Annotated in this window: 17 protein-coding genes; 7 read left to right on the top strand and 10 right to left on the bottom strand. The window is 72.4% G+C overall.

The annotated features are described in order from the left end of the window. Window positions 1–193: 193 nt before the first annotated feature. Together ETD96_RS44985 and ETD96_RS23465 are read right to left on the bottom strand one after the other, a co-directional pair. Window positions 194–370 (bottom strand): hypothetical protein, encoded by a 177-nt coding sequence (locus ETD96_RS44985; protein WP_171069189.1) that lies wholly within the window; start codon window positions 368–370, stop codon window positions 194–196. Window positions 371–398: 28 nt separating this feature from the next. After that, window positions 399–779 carry a hypothetical protein gene (locus ETD96_RS23465; protein WP_171069188.1) on the bottom strand — a complete coding sequence of 127 codons (381 nt, stop codon included), beginning with the start codon at window positions 777–779 and terminating at the stop codon, window positions 399–401. A 355-nt stretch (window positions 780–1,134) separates the two neighbouring features. Here ETD96_RS23465 and ETD96_RS23460 point away from each other — a divergent pair, with 355 nt between their 5' ends. From ETD96_RS23460 to ETD96_RS23445, 4 genes are all read left to right on the top strand, one after another. Further along, window positions 1,135–1,878 (top strand): SDR family NAD(P)-dependent oxidoreductase, encoded by a 744-nt coding sequence (locus tag ETD96_RS23460; protein WP_138638629.1) that lies wholly within the window; start codon window positions 1,135–1,137, stop codon window positions 1,876–1,878. Continuing rightward, window positions 1,878–2,198: a DMT family transporter gene (locus ETD96_RS23455; RefSeq protein ID WP_138638628.1), complete on the top strand. Its 321-nt coding sequence runs from the start codon at window positions 1,878–1,880 to the stop codon at window positions 2,196–2,198. Before ETD96_RS23460 ends, ETD96_RS23455 begins: the two co-directional genes overlap by 1 nt. A 1,261-nt stretch (window positions 2,199–3,459) precedes the next feature. Continuing rightward, window positions 3,460–6,222: an ATP-binding protein gene (locus tag ETD96_RS23450; RefSeq protein ID WP_205719423.1), complete on the top strand. Its 2,763-nt coding sequence runs from the start codon at window positions 3,460–3,462 to the stop codon at window positions 6,220–6,222. Window positions 6,223–6,340: 118 nt separating this feature from the next. Next, entirely contained in the window at window positions 6,341–7,009 is a 669-nt protein-coding gene (locus ETD96_RS23445; protein WP_138638627.1) for a metallophosphatase domain-containing protein, read from the top strand. Between the two features lie 30 nt (window positions 7,010–7,039). Here the strand turns inward: ETD96_RS23445 and ETD96_RS23440 are convergent, their stop codons facing one another. Next, a complete protein-coding gene (locus tag ETD96_RS23440; RefSeq protein WP_138638626.1) occupies window positions 7,040–7,405 on the bottom strand; it encodes a hypothetical protein in 366 nt (121 codons plus the stop codon). Between the two features lie 160 nt (window positions 7,406–7,565). On the opposite strand from ETD96_RS23440, the gene ETD96_RS46025 reads away from it, so the two are divergent. After that, complete coding sequence (locus tag ETD96_RS46025) at window positions 7,566–7,913, top strand: YciI family protein (protein ID WP_205719422.1); 348 nt, start codon at window positions 7,566–7,568, stop codon at window positions 7,911–7,913. Further along, a complete protein-coding gene (locus ETD96_RS23435; RefSeq protein ID WP_205719421.1) occupies window positions 7,910–9,058 on the top strand; it encodes an RNA polymerase sigma factor in 1,149 nt (382 codons plus the stop codon). The genes ETD96_RS46025 and ETD96_RS23435 overlap by 4 nt, the downstream gene beginning before the upstream one ends. A gap of 2 nt (window positions 9,059–9,060) precedes the next feature. On the opposite strand, the gene ETD96_RS23430 is transcribed toward ETD96_RS23435, so the two are convergent. The 7 genes from ETD96_RS23430 to ETD96_RS23400 all read right to left on the bottom strand — a co-directional run bounded on the left by ETD96_RS23430 (window position 9,061) and on the right by ETD96_RS23400 (window position 16,047). Further along, on the bottom strand, window positions 9,061–10,014 hold the full coding sequence (locus ETD96_RS23430; RefSeq protein ID WP_240808070.1) for an EamA family transporter: 954 nt from the start codon (window positions 10,012–10,014) through the stop codon (window positions 9,061–9,063). 106 nt (window positions 10,015–10,120) lie between these two features. Further along, a complete protein-coding gene (gene rlmB / locus ETD96_RS23425; protein WP_138638624.1) occupies window positions 10,121–11,035 on the bottom strand; it encodes a 23S rRNA (guanosine(2251)-2'-O)-methyltransferase RlmB in 915 nt (304 codons plus the stop codon). A gap of 160 nt (window positions 11,036–11,195) precedes the next feature. Further along, window positions 11,196–12,590, bottom strand: a complete 1,395-nt coding sequence (gene cysS / locus ETD96_RS23420; RefSeq protein WP_138638623.1) for a cysteine--tRNA ligase — start codon at window positions 12,588–12,590, stop codon at window positions 11,196–11,198. Between the two features lie 114 nt (window positions 12,591–12,704). Further along, on the bottom strand, window positions 12,705–13,571 hold the full coding sequence (locus tag ETD96_RS23415; protein WP_240808068.1) for an alpha/beta fold hydrolase: 867 nt from the start codon (window positions 13,569–13,571) through the stop codon (window positions 12,705–12,707). Further along, window positions 13,558–14,835 carry an RNA polymerase sigma factor gene (locus ETD96_RS23410; protein WP_138638621.1) on the bottom strand — a complete coding sequence of 426 codons (1,278 nt, stop codon included), beginning with the start codon at window positions 14,833–14,835 and terminating at the stop codon, window positions 13,558–13,560. The genes ETD96_RS23415 and ETD96_RS23410 overlap by 14 nt, the downstream gene beginning before the upstream one ends. Continuing rightward, a complete protein-coding gene (locus tag ETD96_RS23405; RefSeq protein WP_205719424.1) occupies window positions 14,832–15,188 on the bottom strand; it encodes a YciI family protein in 357 nt (118 codons plus the stop codon). Before ETD96_RS23405 ends, ETD96_RS23410 begins: the two co-directional genes overlap by 4 nt. A gap of 130 nt (window positions 15,189–15,318) precedes the next feature. Then, the gene (locus ETD96_RS23400; protein WP_138638619.1) at window positions 15,319–16,047 is read right to left on the bottom strand and encodes a DUF6585 family protein; all 729 of its coding nucleotides are present in this window, start codon (window positions 16,045–16,047) and stop codon (window positions 15,319–15,321) included. A 216-nt stretch (window positions 16,048–16,263) separates the two neighbouring features. Between ETD96_RS23400 and ETD96_RS23395 the strand changes: the two genes are divergently transcribed. Continuing rightward, window positions 16,264–17,053: DUF2637 domain-containing protein (locus ETD96_RS23395; protein ID WP_138638618.1), on the top strand; the 790-nt coding region annotated here is incomplete at its 3' end.

The raw sequence follows: 17,053 nt of genomic DNA, 5'->3' as shown, positions 1-17,053 counted from the left end.
CCCTTGGACGGGTGTGGACGGGCGGGCGGGTTCGGCGCTGGTCAGGGGACCCGTGGGGACGTCCGTGGACGGTGCTGATCTTGCTTGTAAACAGAAGGTTAGGGGTTCAAGTCCCCTCGCCGGCTCGCAACTCAAAGCCCCCTTGCGATCATCACAAGGGGGCTTTTGCCAGCGGTCTTGCTGACAGCAGGGTCTACGCGGCACCGCCGATCCGGGCGGCGGAGATCGTGGGCGCTTCGGCGAGTTGCTCGTTGACGGCGTGCGCGTAGACGCGCAGCGTGATGGCCGGGTCCGCGTGCCCGTGCTGTGCAGCTACGACGTGTGCGGGGACGCCCGGAAGTTGAAGGGGCGTCGCGGGCGTGGTGGCCAATGGCAGGCCCGACCGGGGGCACGAAGGCTCATTCGGTCCACTCACCTGAGGTCGTCCATCGCTGGACGCGCCCCACGTAACGAAGAGCGCGCCTGAGGGCGGGTACACCGATCACCACGGCCAACGCCCCGAACGCGAGCATGTACGGTGCCCGATCCTGTCCAGCGCGTCTTTCCCTCACGAGATCGCTGTAGTTGCGGGGACCGTGACCGGTGAAGCACGTGTAAGGGCCGTCCGGGTTCATCACCTCGCCGCCGCACTTGATCGGCCGGTCGGCCACATAAAGGTCGTGAGCTCCGATGAACACCATCGTCGCCCCGCACCCGATCAGCAGAAAGAAGAACGCGGACAGCAGCAATGCCGCAATCGCCCGCGGGCGACCTCCAGGAGGTGCAGGCGGACGAGGCATGATCACGCTCCCTGGCTACCAAGGTCGATCATCGGGATGCTACTCGGCAGTGATCAGCGCTGCCGGGGTCTCGCGACCCCGGTCCAGGGAGTCGGTGAGCGCTCCCGCGCGGACCTGTCCCTCGCACTGTCTCGTCCTACGGTCGGTCACGACCCCGGCCCGGGACGGGCGAGGGTTGATGGTCGCAACGGTTGAGTGCGGCGTCGGCGCGTTCGGCGGGTGGGTTTCCGACGACTGCAGGACCGCATCGCGTCCCCTCTGGCGTACACGGCAGCCTGACGGAGTTGTATCCGGAGACTGCTCCGGTTAACCTGCCTAAGCGGAAATTTTTCCTGTTAGCGCCTTGGAGGATGGGATGGCTACTGCTCTGGAGGGCCGGACGGCCCTGGTCACGGGTGGCGGACGCGGTATCGGAGCCGCGATCGCGCTGCGTCTCGCGCGGGACGGCGCGGACGTCGCGGTGACCTATGTGCGAGCTGCGGAGCGGGCCGCGGACGTGGTCCGCGGGATCCAGGCGGCGGGCCGGCGCGGCCTGGCGATCGCGGCGGACGCGGCCGACCCCGCCGCGGCGGCGGGCGCCGTGGATCGGGCCGCAGCCGAGTTCGGACACCTCGACATCCTGGTCAACAACGCCGGGATCGCGCCGTTCGGGCCCGTCGAGGACGTCTCGGCCGAGGAACTGAACCAGACGATCGACCTTCACGTCCGGGCCGCGTTCGTGACGGCGCAGGCGGCGGTCCGCCATCTCGGCCCGGGCGGACGGATCATCAACATCGGCAGCAGCATGGCCGAACGCGTCCCCTACCCGGGGTGGACGCTGTACGCGATGACCAAGTCCGCGCTCACCGGCCTCACCCGGGGCCTCGCACGCGACCTCGGACCGCGCGGGATCACCGCGAACGTGGTCCAGCCCGGCTCGACCGACACCGAGATGAACCCGGCCGACTCCCCGGACGCCGAGTTCGAGCGCGGCTTCACGGCACTCGGCCGGTACGGACGCGCCGAGGAGGTCGCCGCGATGGTCGCGCACCTGGCCGGCCCGGGCGGCGACTACGTGACCGGCGCGTCGATCGCCGTGGACGGGGGGTACGCGGCCTGATGGCATGGGTGCTGCTGCTGGTCGCCTCGCTCATGGAATTGGCGTGGGCGACGGCGCTGAAGTCGTCCGACGGCCTGACCAGGCTTGGACCGACCGTGATCGGGCTGGCGGTGGCGGTGCTCAGCGTTGTGGTGCTGTCGCTCTCGCTGCGGACGCTGCCGGTCGGCACCGCGTACGCGGTGTTCGTCGGGCTGGGCGCGGTTGGCGTCGCGGTGGCGGGGATGATCGCGTTCGGCGAGAGCACGTCGCCGGCCCGGCTGCTGTTCCTCGCGTTGATCGTGGTCGGCGTGATCGGCCTGCAACTCGCCGAGGGCTCCTAACCCCGAGAGCACAGACGATGGGCCGGGCGGCATGGTGCGGCGGGTCGGTCGGGATGAATCCAGCTGGCGGACGAGGGCATTGAGGACGAGTCCACCGTTCCCGACATCCATCTCGTGAAAGGGCGCCGGGCCGCCGCCGAGTTCCTCAGAGCGCTGAGGGCGCGCCCGACCGCCTGCGAAGACCCATGGTGACGAGCCCCGCCATGTAGGCATCGCGTGGACGAGGCCAAGCCCGCCCGGCGGGCCGTCTGCAGCAGCACAGCATGGAAGTACAGCGACAGAGGCTTGCAGCTGCTTGCATCGGCGACGACGCGCACGGAGCTGCCTGGGGTGCGAGTGACCATCTTGGGTTCAAGTCCCCGCGCCGGCTTCCACGTCAGAGGCCCCTCGCGATCACTGTGAGGGGCCTTTGCTGTCGGCAATTTCTACGCCGCAGCGTCGCCCCTCCGATGGTCAAGGTGATCGCGGGTCTGCGTGACCCAGCCGCATTGCCATCGTGTGTGCGGGGACGTCCGCTGGTAAGAGGGTCGCGGCTGCGGCTCATTGGGGGGCATGGTGAGCCTCTTACGTCGCTGGTGTGGAGTTGGGCAGCCGGTGGAAGGGATTGGCCAGGGACGCCGGACGCGGGGCTTGTGGGTGTTGGTGCGCTGCATCATGCCCTCCGTCTTGTCGGCGGAGGCGTTCAGTTCGGACTCGTCCACCAGGGTGGTTATCGGCTGGCCCGGCTCGTACAGCGCCGGGGGTGGCGGTGGGCCGTGAGCCGTTGTCCATGGCGCGGCCCTTACTTCGCGGTGGATTGGTCGAGCCAGTCGCGGTAGGTGATGGTGCCTAGGTGCGCGCCTCCCCCGGTACCAGTGAGCGCCCGTTCAGGACACGATCGCTACCGCGACGTGGCAGCCCACGCCCCCGCTGCCGTCTCCGCCTCCGGCAGGTTGCCAGTTGAGGTGCGGGCACGGCCTCGTGGCGGCCGCGCTCACCGAGGTTCTTCACCAGCTCGTCCCGATGAGCCCCATACCGCCGATGACCACGATTTTCATCGTCGGCCCCTCCGTTTTCGGGAGCGCTTTTCCGCGCACCGGGCCGCCTGCTAAGACAAGGCGTCCCCCTCATTTGTGACAGCCATGGCGACATCAGCGGCTATAACTTGTCCTTGGGTGGTTTGGCCTGCGGGGATGCGATGTCGCCGGCAATCCAGAGCGCCTGAGTCCTCCGTTGCTCGGCCCCGCTTCGGCCTGGCTTCGAACTGCGTAGGGAGAACGGCATGCGGACGGGACCCGAGTCGATGTCGGCGTTGTTGGACAGGGAGGCGGAGCGCGCGGCGCTCGACGACCTGCTGGAGGGTCTGCGGTCGGGGCGCGGTTCGGCGCTGGTGGTGCGGGGCGAGACGGGGGTCGGTAAGACGGCGCTGCTGGAGTACGCGGTGGACGCGGCCGCGGACATGCGCGTCCTCCGGGCGGCGGGCGTGGAAACGGAGATGGAGCTGACCTACGCCGGCCTCCATCTGCTGTGCGTGCCCCTGCTGGACCGCCTTGGAACGCTCCCGGACCCCCAGCGTGACGCGCTGAGCGTCGCGTTCGGGCTGCAGGAGGGTGCCCCGCCGGCGCGGTTCCTGGTCGGCCTGGGAGTGTTGACGCTGCTGGCGGAGGCTGCGGAGGAGCGGCCGCTGCTGTGCGTGATCGACGACGTCCAGTGGCTGGATCGGGCGTCGGCCCAGGCGCTGGTGTTCGCGGCGCGGCGGTTGCTGGCCGAGCCGGTGGGGCTGCTCTTCGCCGCGCGTGAGCCGGGCGAGGACTTCCGTGGCGTCGAAGACCTGGAGGTGCGGGGCCTACCGGATCAGCATGCCCGGACGCTGCTGCGGTCGGTGGTCCGGTTCCGGCTCGACGAGCCGGTTCAGAACCGGATACTGGCCGAGACGAACGGCAATCCGCTGGCGCTGCTGGAGCTGCCGCGGGGGCTGGATCCGGCGCGGCTGGACGCCGGGCTCGGGCCGGCTGGGTCGCAGGCGTTGCCCACGCGGATCGAGCTGGACTTCCGCCGCCGGCTGGAGGCGTTGCCGGCCGAGACGTGGTCCTTGCTGCTCGTCGCGGCGGTGGAGGCGGCCGGCGATCCGGTGCTGATCTGGCGGGCGGCCGAGCGGCTCGGGATCCCGGCTTCGGCGGCGGAGGCCGCGAAGGCCGACGGGCTGTTGCAGACCGGCATGCTGATGCGGTTCCGGCATCCGCTGGTGCGGTCGGCGGTCTACTCGGCGGCGTCGCTGCCGGAGCGGCGGGCGGCGCACCGGGCGATGGCCGAGGTGATCGACCGCGACCGTGATCCGGACCGGCTGGTGTGGCATCTCGCGGCGGCGGCGTCCGGCCCCGACGAGGAGGTGGCCGCGGAGCTGGAGCGTGCGGCGGACCGGGCGCAGGCCCGTGGCGCGGTGGCCGCGGCGGCGGCGTTCCTGCGGCGCGCGGTCGAGTTGACGGAGAAGCCCGTCCAGCGGTCCGAGCGCGTCCTGCGGGCGGCGCAGGGAAGTTTCCACGCGGGTGCGCTGGGCGCCGCGGCGGAGTTGCTCGCCAGGGCGCGGGTGGAGCCGCTCGATGAGCTTCAGCAGGCCCGCGCCTCGCTGCTGCGCGGACGCCTCGCGTTCGCCTCCGGCCAGGGCTGCGACGCCCCCGCCCTGTTGCTGAAGGCGGCCAAGCAGCTTGAGGCACTGGACGTCGCGCTCGCGCGCCAGACCTACCTCGACGCGTGGCTCGCCGCCCTCTACGCCGGACGGTCCGCGGGCGCCGACGATCTGCACGAGGTGTCCCGGGCCGCGCGGTCCGCCCCGTCGCCCGCGGGCGAGCCCCACCCGCGGGACCTGCTCCTGGACGGGATGTCCCTCCTCATCACCGAGGGGCGCGCCAAGGCGGCACCCGCGCTGAGGCGGGCGGTGCGGGTCGTCGCCGAAGACGACATCCCGCTGGCGGACCGCCTCCAGTGCGGCCGCGTGGCGCTGCCCGCCGCGGCACTGGTGTGGGACGAGGAGCACTTCCGCGCGATTCTCGCCCGCGATGTCCAGATCTGCCGAGAGACGGGCATGCTCACCCAGCTGGCGCTCTTCATGGCTCCGATGGCCGTGATGGCGATCTGGCGCGGCGATCTCGCGGCGGCCGTCTCGCTGGCCGCGGAGGAGAAGGAGCTCGCGGCGTTGACCGGCGCCGGCCTCGGCCGCCTCGCGGCCTTGATCCTCGCCGGATTCCGGGGGGACGAGACCGAGGACGCCCCGTTGATCGAGACCGCGGCCGCCGCCGCTCGCGCCGCGGGCCAGGAGCTCGGAGTGCAGCTGTCGCAGTGGGTGTCCGCCGTCCTCCTCAACGGGCTCGGCCGCCACGACGAAGCGCTGGTGCAAGCGCAGAGGGCCGCCGAAACGGCGCCTGAGCTGTACTTTTCCATGTGGGCCCTGCCCGAGCTGATCGAGGCGGCCGACAGGAGCGGGCAGACCCAGGTGGCCACGGACGCCCTCGGCCGGCTCAACGAGGCGACCGGCATCGCCCAGACCGACTGGGCGCAAGGGATCTACGCACGGTCCGAGGCGCTGCTCAGCGAGGGTGAGGCCGCCGAGCGCCGCTACCGCGAGGCGATCGACCGGCTCGACCGCATCGGCTTCCGGTCCGAACTGGCCCGCGCCCACCTGCTGTACGGCGAGTGGCTCCGCCGCGAGGGACGGCGCAACGACGCGCGCAGGCAACTGCACGAGGCGCACGACATGTTCACCGACATCGGCATGCGGGCGTTCGCCGCCCGCGCCGGCCGCGAGTTGCAGGCCGCCGGAGCGACCGTGCGCAAGCGCAACGCCGGCACCCACGGCGGACTCACACCGCAGGAGGCGCAGATCGCCCGGCTGGCCCGCGAGGGCCAGTCCAATCCCGAGATCGCCGCCCAGCTGTTCATCAGCCCCCGGACGGTGGAGTACCACCTGAGAAAGGTTTTCGCCAAGCTCAACATGAGCTCGCGCAAGCAACTCGACAGCGTCCCGCTCAGCCGCCTCGACGCGAACTAGTCGCCCGGCGAGATTTCTCAGCGATCCGTCGAATTGGGGGCGCTGCCACTTGTGGTCGGGGCCGTCCGAGACCATTTGCTCACGGGTGCGGCAAGGGCGGGCTCAGTACGCTTGGGTTATGCGGATTGTGGCGGTTGCCGATACGCACACCTTTCATCGCGAGCTCACCGTTCCCGACGGCGACGTCTTCGTGCATGCGGGTGACCTGTGCCGACGCGGCAAGGATCTTCGGGAACTCGAGGACGCCGCTGACTGGATGCACGGCCTTCCACATCGAACGAAGGTGGTCGTCGCCGGCAACCACGACTGGATGTTCCTGGACGCGCCCGCACGTGCCCGCGCCGTCCTGGCCGATCGCGGCATCCGCTACCTGGAGGACGACGGGACGGAGATCGACGGCGTCACGTTCTGGGGAAGCCCGTGGCAGCCGGAGTTCAACGAGTGGGCGTTCAATCTGCCCCGAGGACGTCCCCTGGCGGAGAAATGGGCCTTGATTCCGGACGGCGTCGACGTGCTCATCACGCACGGGCCTCCGCTGGGAATCGGCGACGCGAACGCCTACCCCGGACGGCACGGTTGCGCGGATCTGCTGGCCCGGGTGCGGCAGGTGCGTCCCAAACTTCACCTGTTCGGTCACATCCACCAGGACGGGGGCCTCTGGCGCCACGCGGAGACGACATTCGCCAACGTCACCACATGGGAGTGCGAGCGCGGCCCGACCGTCGTCCGGTTGGAGACCTCGGGTGCCGTGGGCGAGGTCGTGCCGCCGGCGCGAAGCTCGGGCTGAGATCGGTGCGCCCGCTGCGGGGGGCTGATGTCAGACGGCTACTTCGGAGAAGCGAATGACGACTTTCTCCTTGCCGATCGATTCGATGGTGATGTTCAGGTTGGCCTCCTGGGCCTCGCGGTCGTTCAGCGAGACGGTGATCCCGGTGGCGGCGACGTTGAGGGTGACCCGGGCGGGTTCGGTGTTCAGGAGTTCGACGTCGCGGCCCAGGACGGAGGCGGTGGAGGGGCCTTCGCGGTCGAAGGTCACCGTGCAGGGGCTCTTGGCGCGGCCCATGGTGGTCCGCGCGCACTCGACCTTGGCGTTCTCGGTGTCGGCGCCGCAGGCGGCCACCGGGCCGACGGTCAGGAGGGCCAGCGCTAAAGCGGTCAGCGGCTTCTGCCGGTAAACGATCACTCGCCGAACTCTAGCGGCGGCGTGCGGAGGATTTTCTCGCGTCGGGTGTCGATTTCGGGGGGTGGCGTTCGTGTAGGGGGTGAGAGCGTCCGGAGGTGCTCGCGGGCCGTCGACGGGAACGACGGGGTCACCGGGGTAGGGGACGCGATGAGGAGGAAGCATGAAGCTCTACGCGCTGAACATGATCCAGCCGGTGGGCGATCCGCCGCCGCCGGAGGTGCTGGACAAGATCATGGCGGACATCGCGGAGATCCGGCGGGATCTGGAGCTGGAGGAGTCGTGGGTGTTCGGACGGGGCTTCCACGGTCCCGAGGCGAGCACCATGGTGCGGCCGCGCGGGGACGACTGCGTCGCGACGGACGGGCCCTGGACGGAGGGCAAGGAGCACATCGGCGGCATCACGATCATCCAGGTGGAGGATCTGGACGCGGCGCTGCGGGTGGCGGCCAGGTTCGTCAAGGTGACGGGGCTGCCGATGGAGGTGCGGCCGTTCCAGGGCGAGGTGTGATCGACCGGGTCTTCCGGGAGGAGCACGGCCGGGCGGTGGCCGTCCTGGTCCGGGTCTTCGGCGATGTCGACGTCGCCGAGGACGCGGTGCAGGACGCGTTCGCGGAGGCGGTCCGGAGGTGGCCGGCGGACGGGACGCCGCCGAGCCCGGCCGGGTGGATCATCACGACGGCGCGGAACAAGGCCATCGACCGGCTGCGCCGGGAGGCGCTGCGGGCCGGCAAGCAGGCGGAGGCGATGACGGTGCGGGAGCCGGTCGAGGTGGGCGCCGTGCCGGACGACCGGCTCCGGCTGATCTTCACGTGCTGCCATCCGGCGCTCGGGCAGGAGGCGCGGGTGGCGCTGACGCTGCGGCTGCTCGGGGGCCTGACGACGGCGGAGATCGCGCGGGCCTTCCTGGTGCCGGAGAAGACGATGGCGCAGCGGCTGGTCAGGGCGAAGGCGAAGATACGCGATGCCCGGATCCCCTATCGGGTGCCGGAGGAGCGGGAGTTGCCCGAGCGGCTGTCCGGTGTGCTGGCCGTCATCTATCTCGTGTTCCACCAGGGCTATGGCGGCCGGGAGGAGTTGGGCGCCGAGGCGATCCGGCTGGGGCGGGTGCTCCGGGAGTTGATGCCGGACGAGCCCGAGGTGCTGGGTCTGCTGGCGTTGATGCTGCTCGTCGAGTCGCGGAAGGCCGCCCGGGTGCGGGGCGGTGAACTCGTCCTGCTGGACGACCAGGACCGCCGGTTGTGGGATCGCGGGCTCGTCGAGGAGGGGCAGGCGCTCGTCCGGCGGTGCCTGGAGATCGACCGGCCGGGGCCGTACCAGATCCAGGCGGCCATCAACGCGGTCCACAGTGACGCGGCGGCCGGGGGCACGCGGTGGGTGCAGATCCTGCGGTTGTACGACCAGTTGATGGCCGTGGCGCCGACCCCTGTGGCGGCGTTGAACCGGGCCGTGGCGGTGGCCGAGGTCGAGGGTCCGGAGGCCGGTTTGGCGCTGGTGGACGGGCTCGACCTCGACCGGTACTACCTGTTCCACGCCGTCCGCGCCGATCTGCTGCGGCGGCTCGGGCGGGACGCGGAGGCCGCGGCGGCGTACGACGCGGCCATCGAGCGGGCGGAGAATCCGGTGGAGATCGCGTTCCTGCAGAAGCGGCGCTGAGGTCAGGCTCGTCCCGCCGGCTGCGGGACGGGCGGAGCCGCGTCGGCTGGGGACGGGTCCGCGGCGGGCGGTGCGGGCCTCCGGCTGAGGGACTGGCCGGCGATCAGCGCGCCGAGCGCGATGGTGAACCCGACGACCTGCCAGAACGTGAGCGTCTGGCCGAGGATCAGCAGGCCCGCGAGGGTCGCGACCATCGGGTTGGTCAGGCCGAGCAGGGACACCGAGGTCGGGGGCAGCCGGTCGATGCCGCGGAACCAGAGCGCGTACGCGATCGCGGTGCCGACGATGCCGAGGTAGGCGAAGCCCAGCACGTTCTCGCCGGTGACGGACGCGGGGACGCCTTCGGTGAGCAGCGTGAGCGGCAGCAGGGCCAGGCCGCCGACCGTGAGCTGCCAGCCCGTCATGACCAGCGGTGATTCGGGGCGTCCCCACTTCTTGGCGAGGACGATCGCGACGGCCATCAGGGACGTCGCGGTGAGCATGGCGGCGATGCCGAGCGGGTCGAGGCGGGCGTCGGCGGTCAGCGTCAGCAGCGCGACGCCGCCGGTGCCGGCGAGCGCCGAGTACAGCACGGCGCGGGCCGGGGCGACGCGCAGGATGCCGAGCGACAGCAGCGCCACGACCAGCGGCTGGACGGATCCGATGGTCGCGGCGACCCCGCCGGGCAGCCGGTAGGCGGCGAAGAAGATCAGCGGGAAGAAGGCGCCGAAGTTCAGCATGCCGAGGATGATCGACTTCCACCACCAGTCGCCGCGCGGGAGGCGGCGGCCGGCGGCGAGCAGGACCAGCCCGGCGGGGAGGGCGCGCAGGGTCGCGGCGAGCAGCGGGCGGTCGGCGGGCAGCAGGGTGGTGGTGACGACGTAGGTGGTGCCCCAGCTCGCCGGCGCGAAGGCGGCCAGGGCCAGGTCGGACGCGTAGCGGCTGCGCCGCGTCGCGGATGCCGCGGTGGCGGTCACGGACGATCACCTCGAACCGGACGATCCCAACAGGTACGCGAACGTCAATTATCTGAACGTTGAGATTATTCCCGTTGAGAAAAGTCGGCTCGGGGCGCGGCGGAGATCAGGCGCGCAGGCGGCTGACCTCGTAGAGGGCGATGCCGGCCGCGACGCCCGCGTTCAGCGACTCGGCCCTGCCCGGCATCGGGATCGTCACCAGCATGTCGCACGTCTCGGCGACCAGGCGGCTGAGCCCCTTGCCCTCCGAGCCCACGACCAGGACGAACGGCCCGGACGCGACCTCCAGGTCGCCGACGGTCACGCCGCCGGCGGCGTCCAGCCCGGCGACGAAGCAGCCCGCCTTCTGGTACGCCTTGAGCTGCCGGGTCAGGTTGGTGGCCTGCGCGACCGGGCAGGTCGCGAGCGTGCCGGCGGACGACTTCCACGCCCCGGCGGTGACCCCGGCCGCGCGCCGCTCCGGCACCACGACGCCGTTCGCGCCGAACGCCGCGGCGGACCGGACGATCGCGCCGAGGTTGCGCGGGTCGGTGATCCCGTCAACGGCGACGACCAGCGGGGACGACCCGGTGAGCAGGTCGTCGGGGTGCGCGTACCGGTACGGCTTGACCTGCAGCGCGATGCCCTGGTGGACGGCGCCGTCGGTCAGCCGGTCGAGCTCGTTCTTGCCGGTCTCCAGCAGCGGGACGCGCCGGTCGGCGGCCAGCTGGATCGACTCGCGGACCCGCTCGTCGGTGCTGGACATCACGTACAGCGCCGTGCCGGGGACGCCCGCGCGCAGCGCCTCGACCACCGGGTTGCGCCCGGTGACCAGCTCGGGGACCTCGCCGTTGGCGCGGCGCGCACCGGCGGGGCGGCCCCCGGCGGACGGCGCGGCGGCGCCCTTCGCGCGGGCGCCCGGGCCCAGCGTCGGCGTGCCGGTGCGCTTGGAGCTCTTCACGGCGCGGGCCTTCTGGCGCTTGGCGTGCCAGTGCCGGTCCTCGGCCTTGGGGGTGGGTCCCTTGCCCTTGCGCTTGGCCATTGTCGGTTACGCCCCTCGCGACGGTTGCGTGCTCGCCCTCGCGGCTGCCGGGCGGCTCAAGATCTCAGCGGGACGGCGCCTGCGGCGCACTGGCGAACCCCCCGCGAACCTCCGATTTTATCCGGTGCGCGGCGCCCCTCAGTCCCGTCGATCGCCCGGCTCAGTCCCGTTTCAGTTCCCAGCGCGGGCCCTGCGGGGTGTCCTCGACGAGGATCCCGGCCTCCGCCAGGCCGTCGCGGATGGCGTCGGCGGACGCGTAGTCCTTGCGCTTGCGCGCCGCCTGCCGCTGCTCCAGCGCGACGGCGACGAGCGCGTCCACGACGGGACGCAGGTCAGCCTCGCCGGCGCGGTTCCACTGCGGCGACAGCGGGTCGATGCCGAGGACGTCCGCCATCGCCCGCACGGAGGCGAGGGCCTCGCGCGCCGCGTCCCGGTCGCCGGACGCCAGGGCGCTGTTGCCGTCCCGGACGGTCTCGTGCAGCACGGCCAGCGCCTGCGGGACGCCCAGATCGTCGTCCAGCGCCTCCTTGAACGCGGACGGCACAGAGGACACCGGTACGTCGCCCAACACCTCGCCGGCGCGCGTCACGAAGCCCTCTATCCGCTGGTAGGCGGAGACGGCCTCGGCCAGGGCGGCGTCCGTGTAGTCCATCAGGGAGCGGTAATGCGCCGAGAGCAGGTAGTAGCGCACCTCCACCGGACGGGCCTTGCCCAGCAGGTCGGGCAGCAGGACCACGTTGCCCACCGACTTGCTCATCTTCTCGCCGTCCACGGTGAGGAGCCCGTTGTGCAGCCAGTAGCGGGCGAAGCCGTCACCGGCCGCGCGCGACTGCGCAATCTCGTTCTCGTGGTGCGGGAAGATCAGGTCGACGCCGCCGCCGTGGATGTCGAACGCCGGGCCGAGGTACTTCGTCGCCATGGCCGAGCATTCGAGGTGCCAGCCGGGGCGGCCGTCGCCCCAGGGCGTCTCCCAGGCCGGCTCGCCCGGCTTGGCGCCCTTCCACAGCGCGAAGTCGCGCGGGTCGCGCTTGGCGTCCTCGTTGGGGGTGTCGCCCGCCGACCGCATGTTGTCGAGCCGCTGGTTGGACAGCGCGCCGTACTCGTCCGCCCAGGACTTGACGTCGAAGTACACGTCGCCGCCCGCGGGGTACGCGTGCCCCTTCTCGATCAGCCGGCGGATCAGCACGATCATCTCCGGGACGTGCCCGGTGGCGCGCGGCTCGACCGTCGGCGGCAGGCAGCCGAGCAGGTCGTAGCCCTGGTTGAAGACGCGCTGGTTGCCCTCGGCGATCGCGAACCACGGCACGCCCTGCTCCGCCGCCACCGCGATGATCTTGTCGTCGACGTCGGTGACGTTGCGCGCGAACGTCACCTCGTAGCCGGACGCGCGCAGCCAGCGCAGCAGCACGTCGTAGATGACGCCCGAGCGGAGGTGGCCGATGTGGGGTGACGCCTGCGGGGTCGCACCGCACACGTACATCCCCACGCGGCCCTCTTCCAGGGGCTCGAACGTGCGGACGGTACGGGTGCCGGTGTCGTAGAAGCGCAGGCTCACAGGTTCAGGTTATTGGATCAGGCGTGCCGCGCGTCGTGCATCGCGCGACGCGCGGCACGCCATCGGCCTATGCGGTTCGCGTCATGCCGGTGCCGATCGCGTCATGCGACCGGGTCACGCCTTGGCGAACACGGCGTCCAGCCGGTCCGCGAACGCCTCCGCCTCGGCGCCGAAACCGCCGTGGTCGCCCGGGTAGACCTCGGCGGACGTGCCGAGACGGTCCGCCAGCGCGAGGGCGGCCCGGTGCGGCGGCTCGCCTGCGGACTGCTCCCCCGCCGCCACCACGATCCGGACGGACGACCAGCGCAGCGCCTCGACATCGGGCACCTGCCGCCCGAACCCCGGCACCTCGTAGCCGACGAAGAACCCGGTGTTCTTCTCGAAGCGCGCGAACATCTCCAGCATCTCGGGGTCCGGCTCGCCCTGCTGCTCCGCCTGCTGCTCCTCGCCGGAGCCGCCGTCCGAGCCGCCGTCCGAGCCGCCGTCCGAATCGTCGCTCATGCCCATCGCGGCGCCGAAGACCCCCATCGCCGGGCCGACGCCGCCGTCCCGGTAGGCGCGCTCCACGTCCGCGACGACCGTCTCCCAGCGCGCCGCGTCCGGCAGCAGGCCGAACAGCGGCGGCTCGTGGGCGACCAGCGCGCGCACCTGCTCGGGGTGCCGCGCCGCCAGCTCCAGCGCGATCTGCGCCCCCGAGCTGTTGCCGAACACGAACGCGGGCCCGTCCGCCACCTCGGCGAGCAGCCGGGACGCGTCGTCGGCGTGCACCGCGACGCTCTGCGGCTCCGGCGGGCCGGACAGCGGGCTGCGCGAGTTGCCGCGCCGGTCGTACGTCACGACCGTGTACCGGTCCGCGAGCAGCCCGGCGAGCCCGGCGTAGCCCGCCGCGTCGTAGATCCCGCCGCAGATCAGCAGCAGGACGGGCCCCGACCCGCGCACCTCGTAGTAGAGGGTCGCACCGGGAACGTCAAGCGTCGTCATCGTCTTCTCCATCGGATCCGTTGAGTAGTGAGGCGCGGGAGTCGAGGTAGCGGCGTTCGGGCAGGCTCGTCGTGCGCCGCGCCGCCTCCCGGTACGCCTCCCGCGCCGCGGCCGGGTCGCCGGCCATCTCCAGCAGGTGGGCCCGGACGGCGGCGAGCCGGTGGTGTCCGGCCATCCGGGCGTCGCCGTCCAGGGTGCGCAGCAGCTCCAGCCCGGCGGACGGGCCGTCCACCATGGCGAGCGCCACTGCCTCGTTCAAGGTGACCATAGGGTTCGGGGACAAATGCGACAGCAGCCGGTACAGCCCGAGGATCTGCCGCCAGTCGGTGTCCTCGGCGCGCGGCGCCTCCGCGTGGACGGCGGCGATCGCGGCCTGCAGCTGGTACGGGCCGGGCGGCGACCAGGTGAGGGCCTCGGTGATCAGCGCCGTGCCCTCCTCGATCGCGTCCCGCCGCCACAGCGTCCTGTCCTGCTCGGTGAGCGGGATCAGCAGGCCGCCGCGCCCCGTCCGGGCCGGGCGCCGGGCGTCGGTGAGCAGCATCAGCGCGAGCAGCCCCGCGACCTCCCCGTCCCCCGGCAGCAGCGCGCGCACCCCCCGCGCCAGCCGGATCGCCTCCGCCGTCAGGTCGGTGCGCTGCAGGTCCGGCCCGCTGGACGCCGTGTACCCCTCGTTGAACACGAGGTACAGCACGTGCAGGACGGCCCGCAGCCGCGCGTCGCGCTCCCCGGCCGGCGGCATCGCGAACCGCGCCCCCGCCGCCTTGATCTTCTGCTTGGCGCGGCTGACCCGCTGCGCCATCGTCGCCTCCGGGACGAGGAACGCGCGCGCGATCTGCGCCGTGGTCAGGCCGCCGACCGCGCGCAGCGTCAGCGCGACCTGTGAGGGCGGCGACAGCGCCGGGTGGCAGCACAGGAACAGCAGCGTCAGCGTGTCGTCCCGGTCGGCCGCCCGGTCCTCCCCCGGCCCCGGCGCGGCCGCCTCGCCCGCCAGTGCGGTCTCCTCCGCGAAGACGGCCGCCTCGCGGTCGCGCCGGGCCCGCTCGCTGCGCCACTGGTCGGTGAGCCGCCGCGTCGCCACGGTGAGCAGCCAGCCGCGCGGGTTCTCCGGGACGCCCTCCCCCGGCCACTGCACGGCGGCGGCGAGCAGCGCCTCCTGCACGGCGTCCTCGCAGGCGTCGAAGGCGCCGTGCCGCCGCACGAGCGTGCCGAGCACCTGCGGCGCGAGCGCGCGCAGCAGGTCCTCGACGGCCGGGGGCGTCCTCACATCTCCGTCCCGGCCTCGGTCATGACCGCCCGGACCTCCATGTACCCGCCGTACCGGACGTCCGGCCAGCGCGAGGCGATCTCCACGGCCCGTTCCTGCGACTCGCAGTCGACCATGATGTAGCCGGCGAAGTGCTCCTTGGCCTCCAGGAACGGCCCGTCGGTCACGGCCGGCTGCCCGTCCCTCGCCCGGACGGTCTTCGCCGTGGTCGCGTCGGCGAGGGCGTTGCCCTGCACCATCTCCCCCGACTCGGTGAGCTCCGCCATGATCGCGTCGACCTCGCCGAACAGCGCCTCGCGCTCGGCCTCCGTCAGCTCCTCCACGAAGCCGGGACGGTTGTAGATCAGCAGCATGTACTTCACGGGTGCTCCTCTTGTTCGCGGTTCCGGGCGGCCGCGGCGGCCGCTCGTCACAGAACGATCGGAGCCGCGGACACGTTCTCGACATCCCCCGCCGCGATCCGCGAAAAATTCTTCGGCGGGATCAGATCTCGTCGCCGAGCCGGTGGCACAGGGCCGCCAGCGCGGGCGCGTCCGGCACCTGGGAGGCGACCGCCATCAGGTCCGTCCGGCCGGAGTGCGACCGGACGGCCACCATCCCGTTCTCGATCACCACGTCGCGGACGTCCTTCCACGGCAGCCGCTCGCCGTCCTTCTCGACCCCGTCGAGGTCCACGGTGAACGGGCCCAGCCGCACCGGCTCCCGGGCCCGCACCGCCGCCAGGCGGCGCGGGACGAGCCGGGCCGTCACCTCCTCCGCGACGGCGACGCCGAGCGCCCGGACGTCCGGGATGTCGTCTTCGAGGCGCAGCACGCGGCCGTCCTCCGCCACGATCGTGAAGCGCCAGCGGGTCCGCGGCCCGCCGCTCCGGCCGGAGACCGTCACCGACGCCAGCTCGTCCCAGGCGTAGGCGGCCTCGCCGTCCGGCCCGGTGACCGAGAGGCCGCCCGAGTAGAGGCGCGCGACCCGGTGGCGGAGGCGCGGGCGGTCGCGGCCCGCGATCCAGCCGGCGGCGGCCGCGTAGCCCATCGCGAGCAGCAGCGCGGGGATCCCCACCCACCAGACGCGGTCGCGCAGGTAGGAGACGGCGCCGGGGATCAGCGCCAGCGACGCCAGGCTCAGCAGGCCCAGCCACAGCCACGTGCGGCGGCCCGCGGCCCTGCCGTCGAACGTCCGGATCGGCTCGCCCAGCCGATCATGAGGCGGCGCCACGCCGCGCTACCGGGCCTGCCCGGCCCGCGTTCCGTCCACGAAACGGCCGTACGGCATCGCAGCCTCCCCTCGGGGTGTCGTCGTCCATACCGTACGTCTCCCCACTTATGGTGCACAGCGACAAAGTGATCACCAAGAAGTTGCGGTTCGGCGCGGTCCGGGCTGGTTAATCTCGGCTCAGGACCTCAGGCGCCCTCTCCCCCGGAACGAGACTCGATGCCAACTGATCGGACCCGGCCCGCCTACAGCCGCGGGCAGCGGCGGCTGCTGACCGCCCTCGCCGGCCTCGTCGTCGCCGCGCTCGCGGCCGGCGCGTACGTTCTCACCTACGCCGTGCTCCGCGAACTCGCGCTCGCCGGCGGGGTGAGCCGGCGCTGGGCGCCGCTGTACCCGGTGATGGCCGACACGCTCGTCGCGATGACGATCCTGTCGCTGGTCGTCACCCGGGGCGCCCGCTGGTGGACGCGGCTGCTGCGCTGGGCGCTGCTGCTCGCCCTCGTCGCCGGGGGCGCCGCGCTGCACGTCCAGCACTCGGTGTGGGGCTACGCGTCCCTGCCGGACGACGCGGTGAAGGCCGGGATCGCCGTGGCGCCGCACGTCATGCTGGTGATCGCGCTCTGGCTGTGGCTGACGATGTTCAAACAGATCCGGGTGGCCCGGCCCGCCGCCGAGGACCCGGGCGCGCCCGCGGAGACGCAGCAGCGCGGCCACGTGAAGGTGCTGGAGCCGGCCGCGCCCCCGCTCGCCCTGGAGGCCCCCGCCGAGACCGCACCGGAGCCGCACGCCCCCTTCCCTGAGGAACAGGACGAGCTGATCCCGTTCCTCCCGGAGACCGCCGCCCCCGAGCCGGAGATCCACCAACCGGAGCACCACGAGCCGGAGCACCACGAGCCGGAGGCTCAGGAGCCGGAGCGCCCCGCGGCGGACGCGCACGAGCCCGCCGAGCAGCAGCCCGCCGACCCGGAGCCCGGCGGGTTCGAGGACGCCCCGTACGCCGGGAGCCTGT

Origin of the sequence: Actinomadura geliboluensis, from assembly GCF_005889745.1 — a bacterium.
Taxonomy (GTDB): domain Bacteria; phylum Actinomycetota; class Actinomycetes; order Streptosporangiales; family Streptosporangiaceae; genus Spirillospora; species Spirillospora geliboluensis.
Note: the sequence above shows the minus strand (reverse complement) of the source record. Positions and strands in the feature narration are given on the sequence as shown.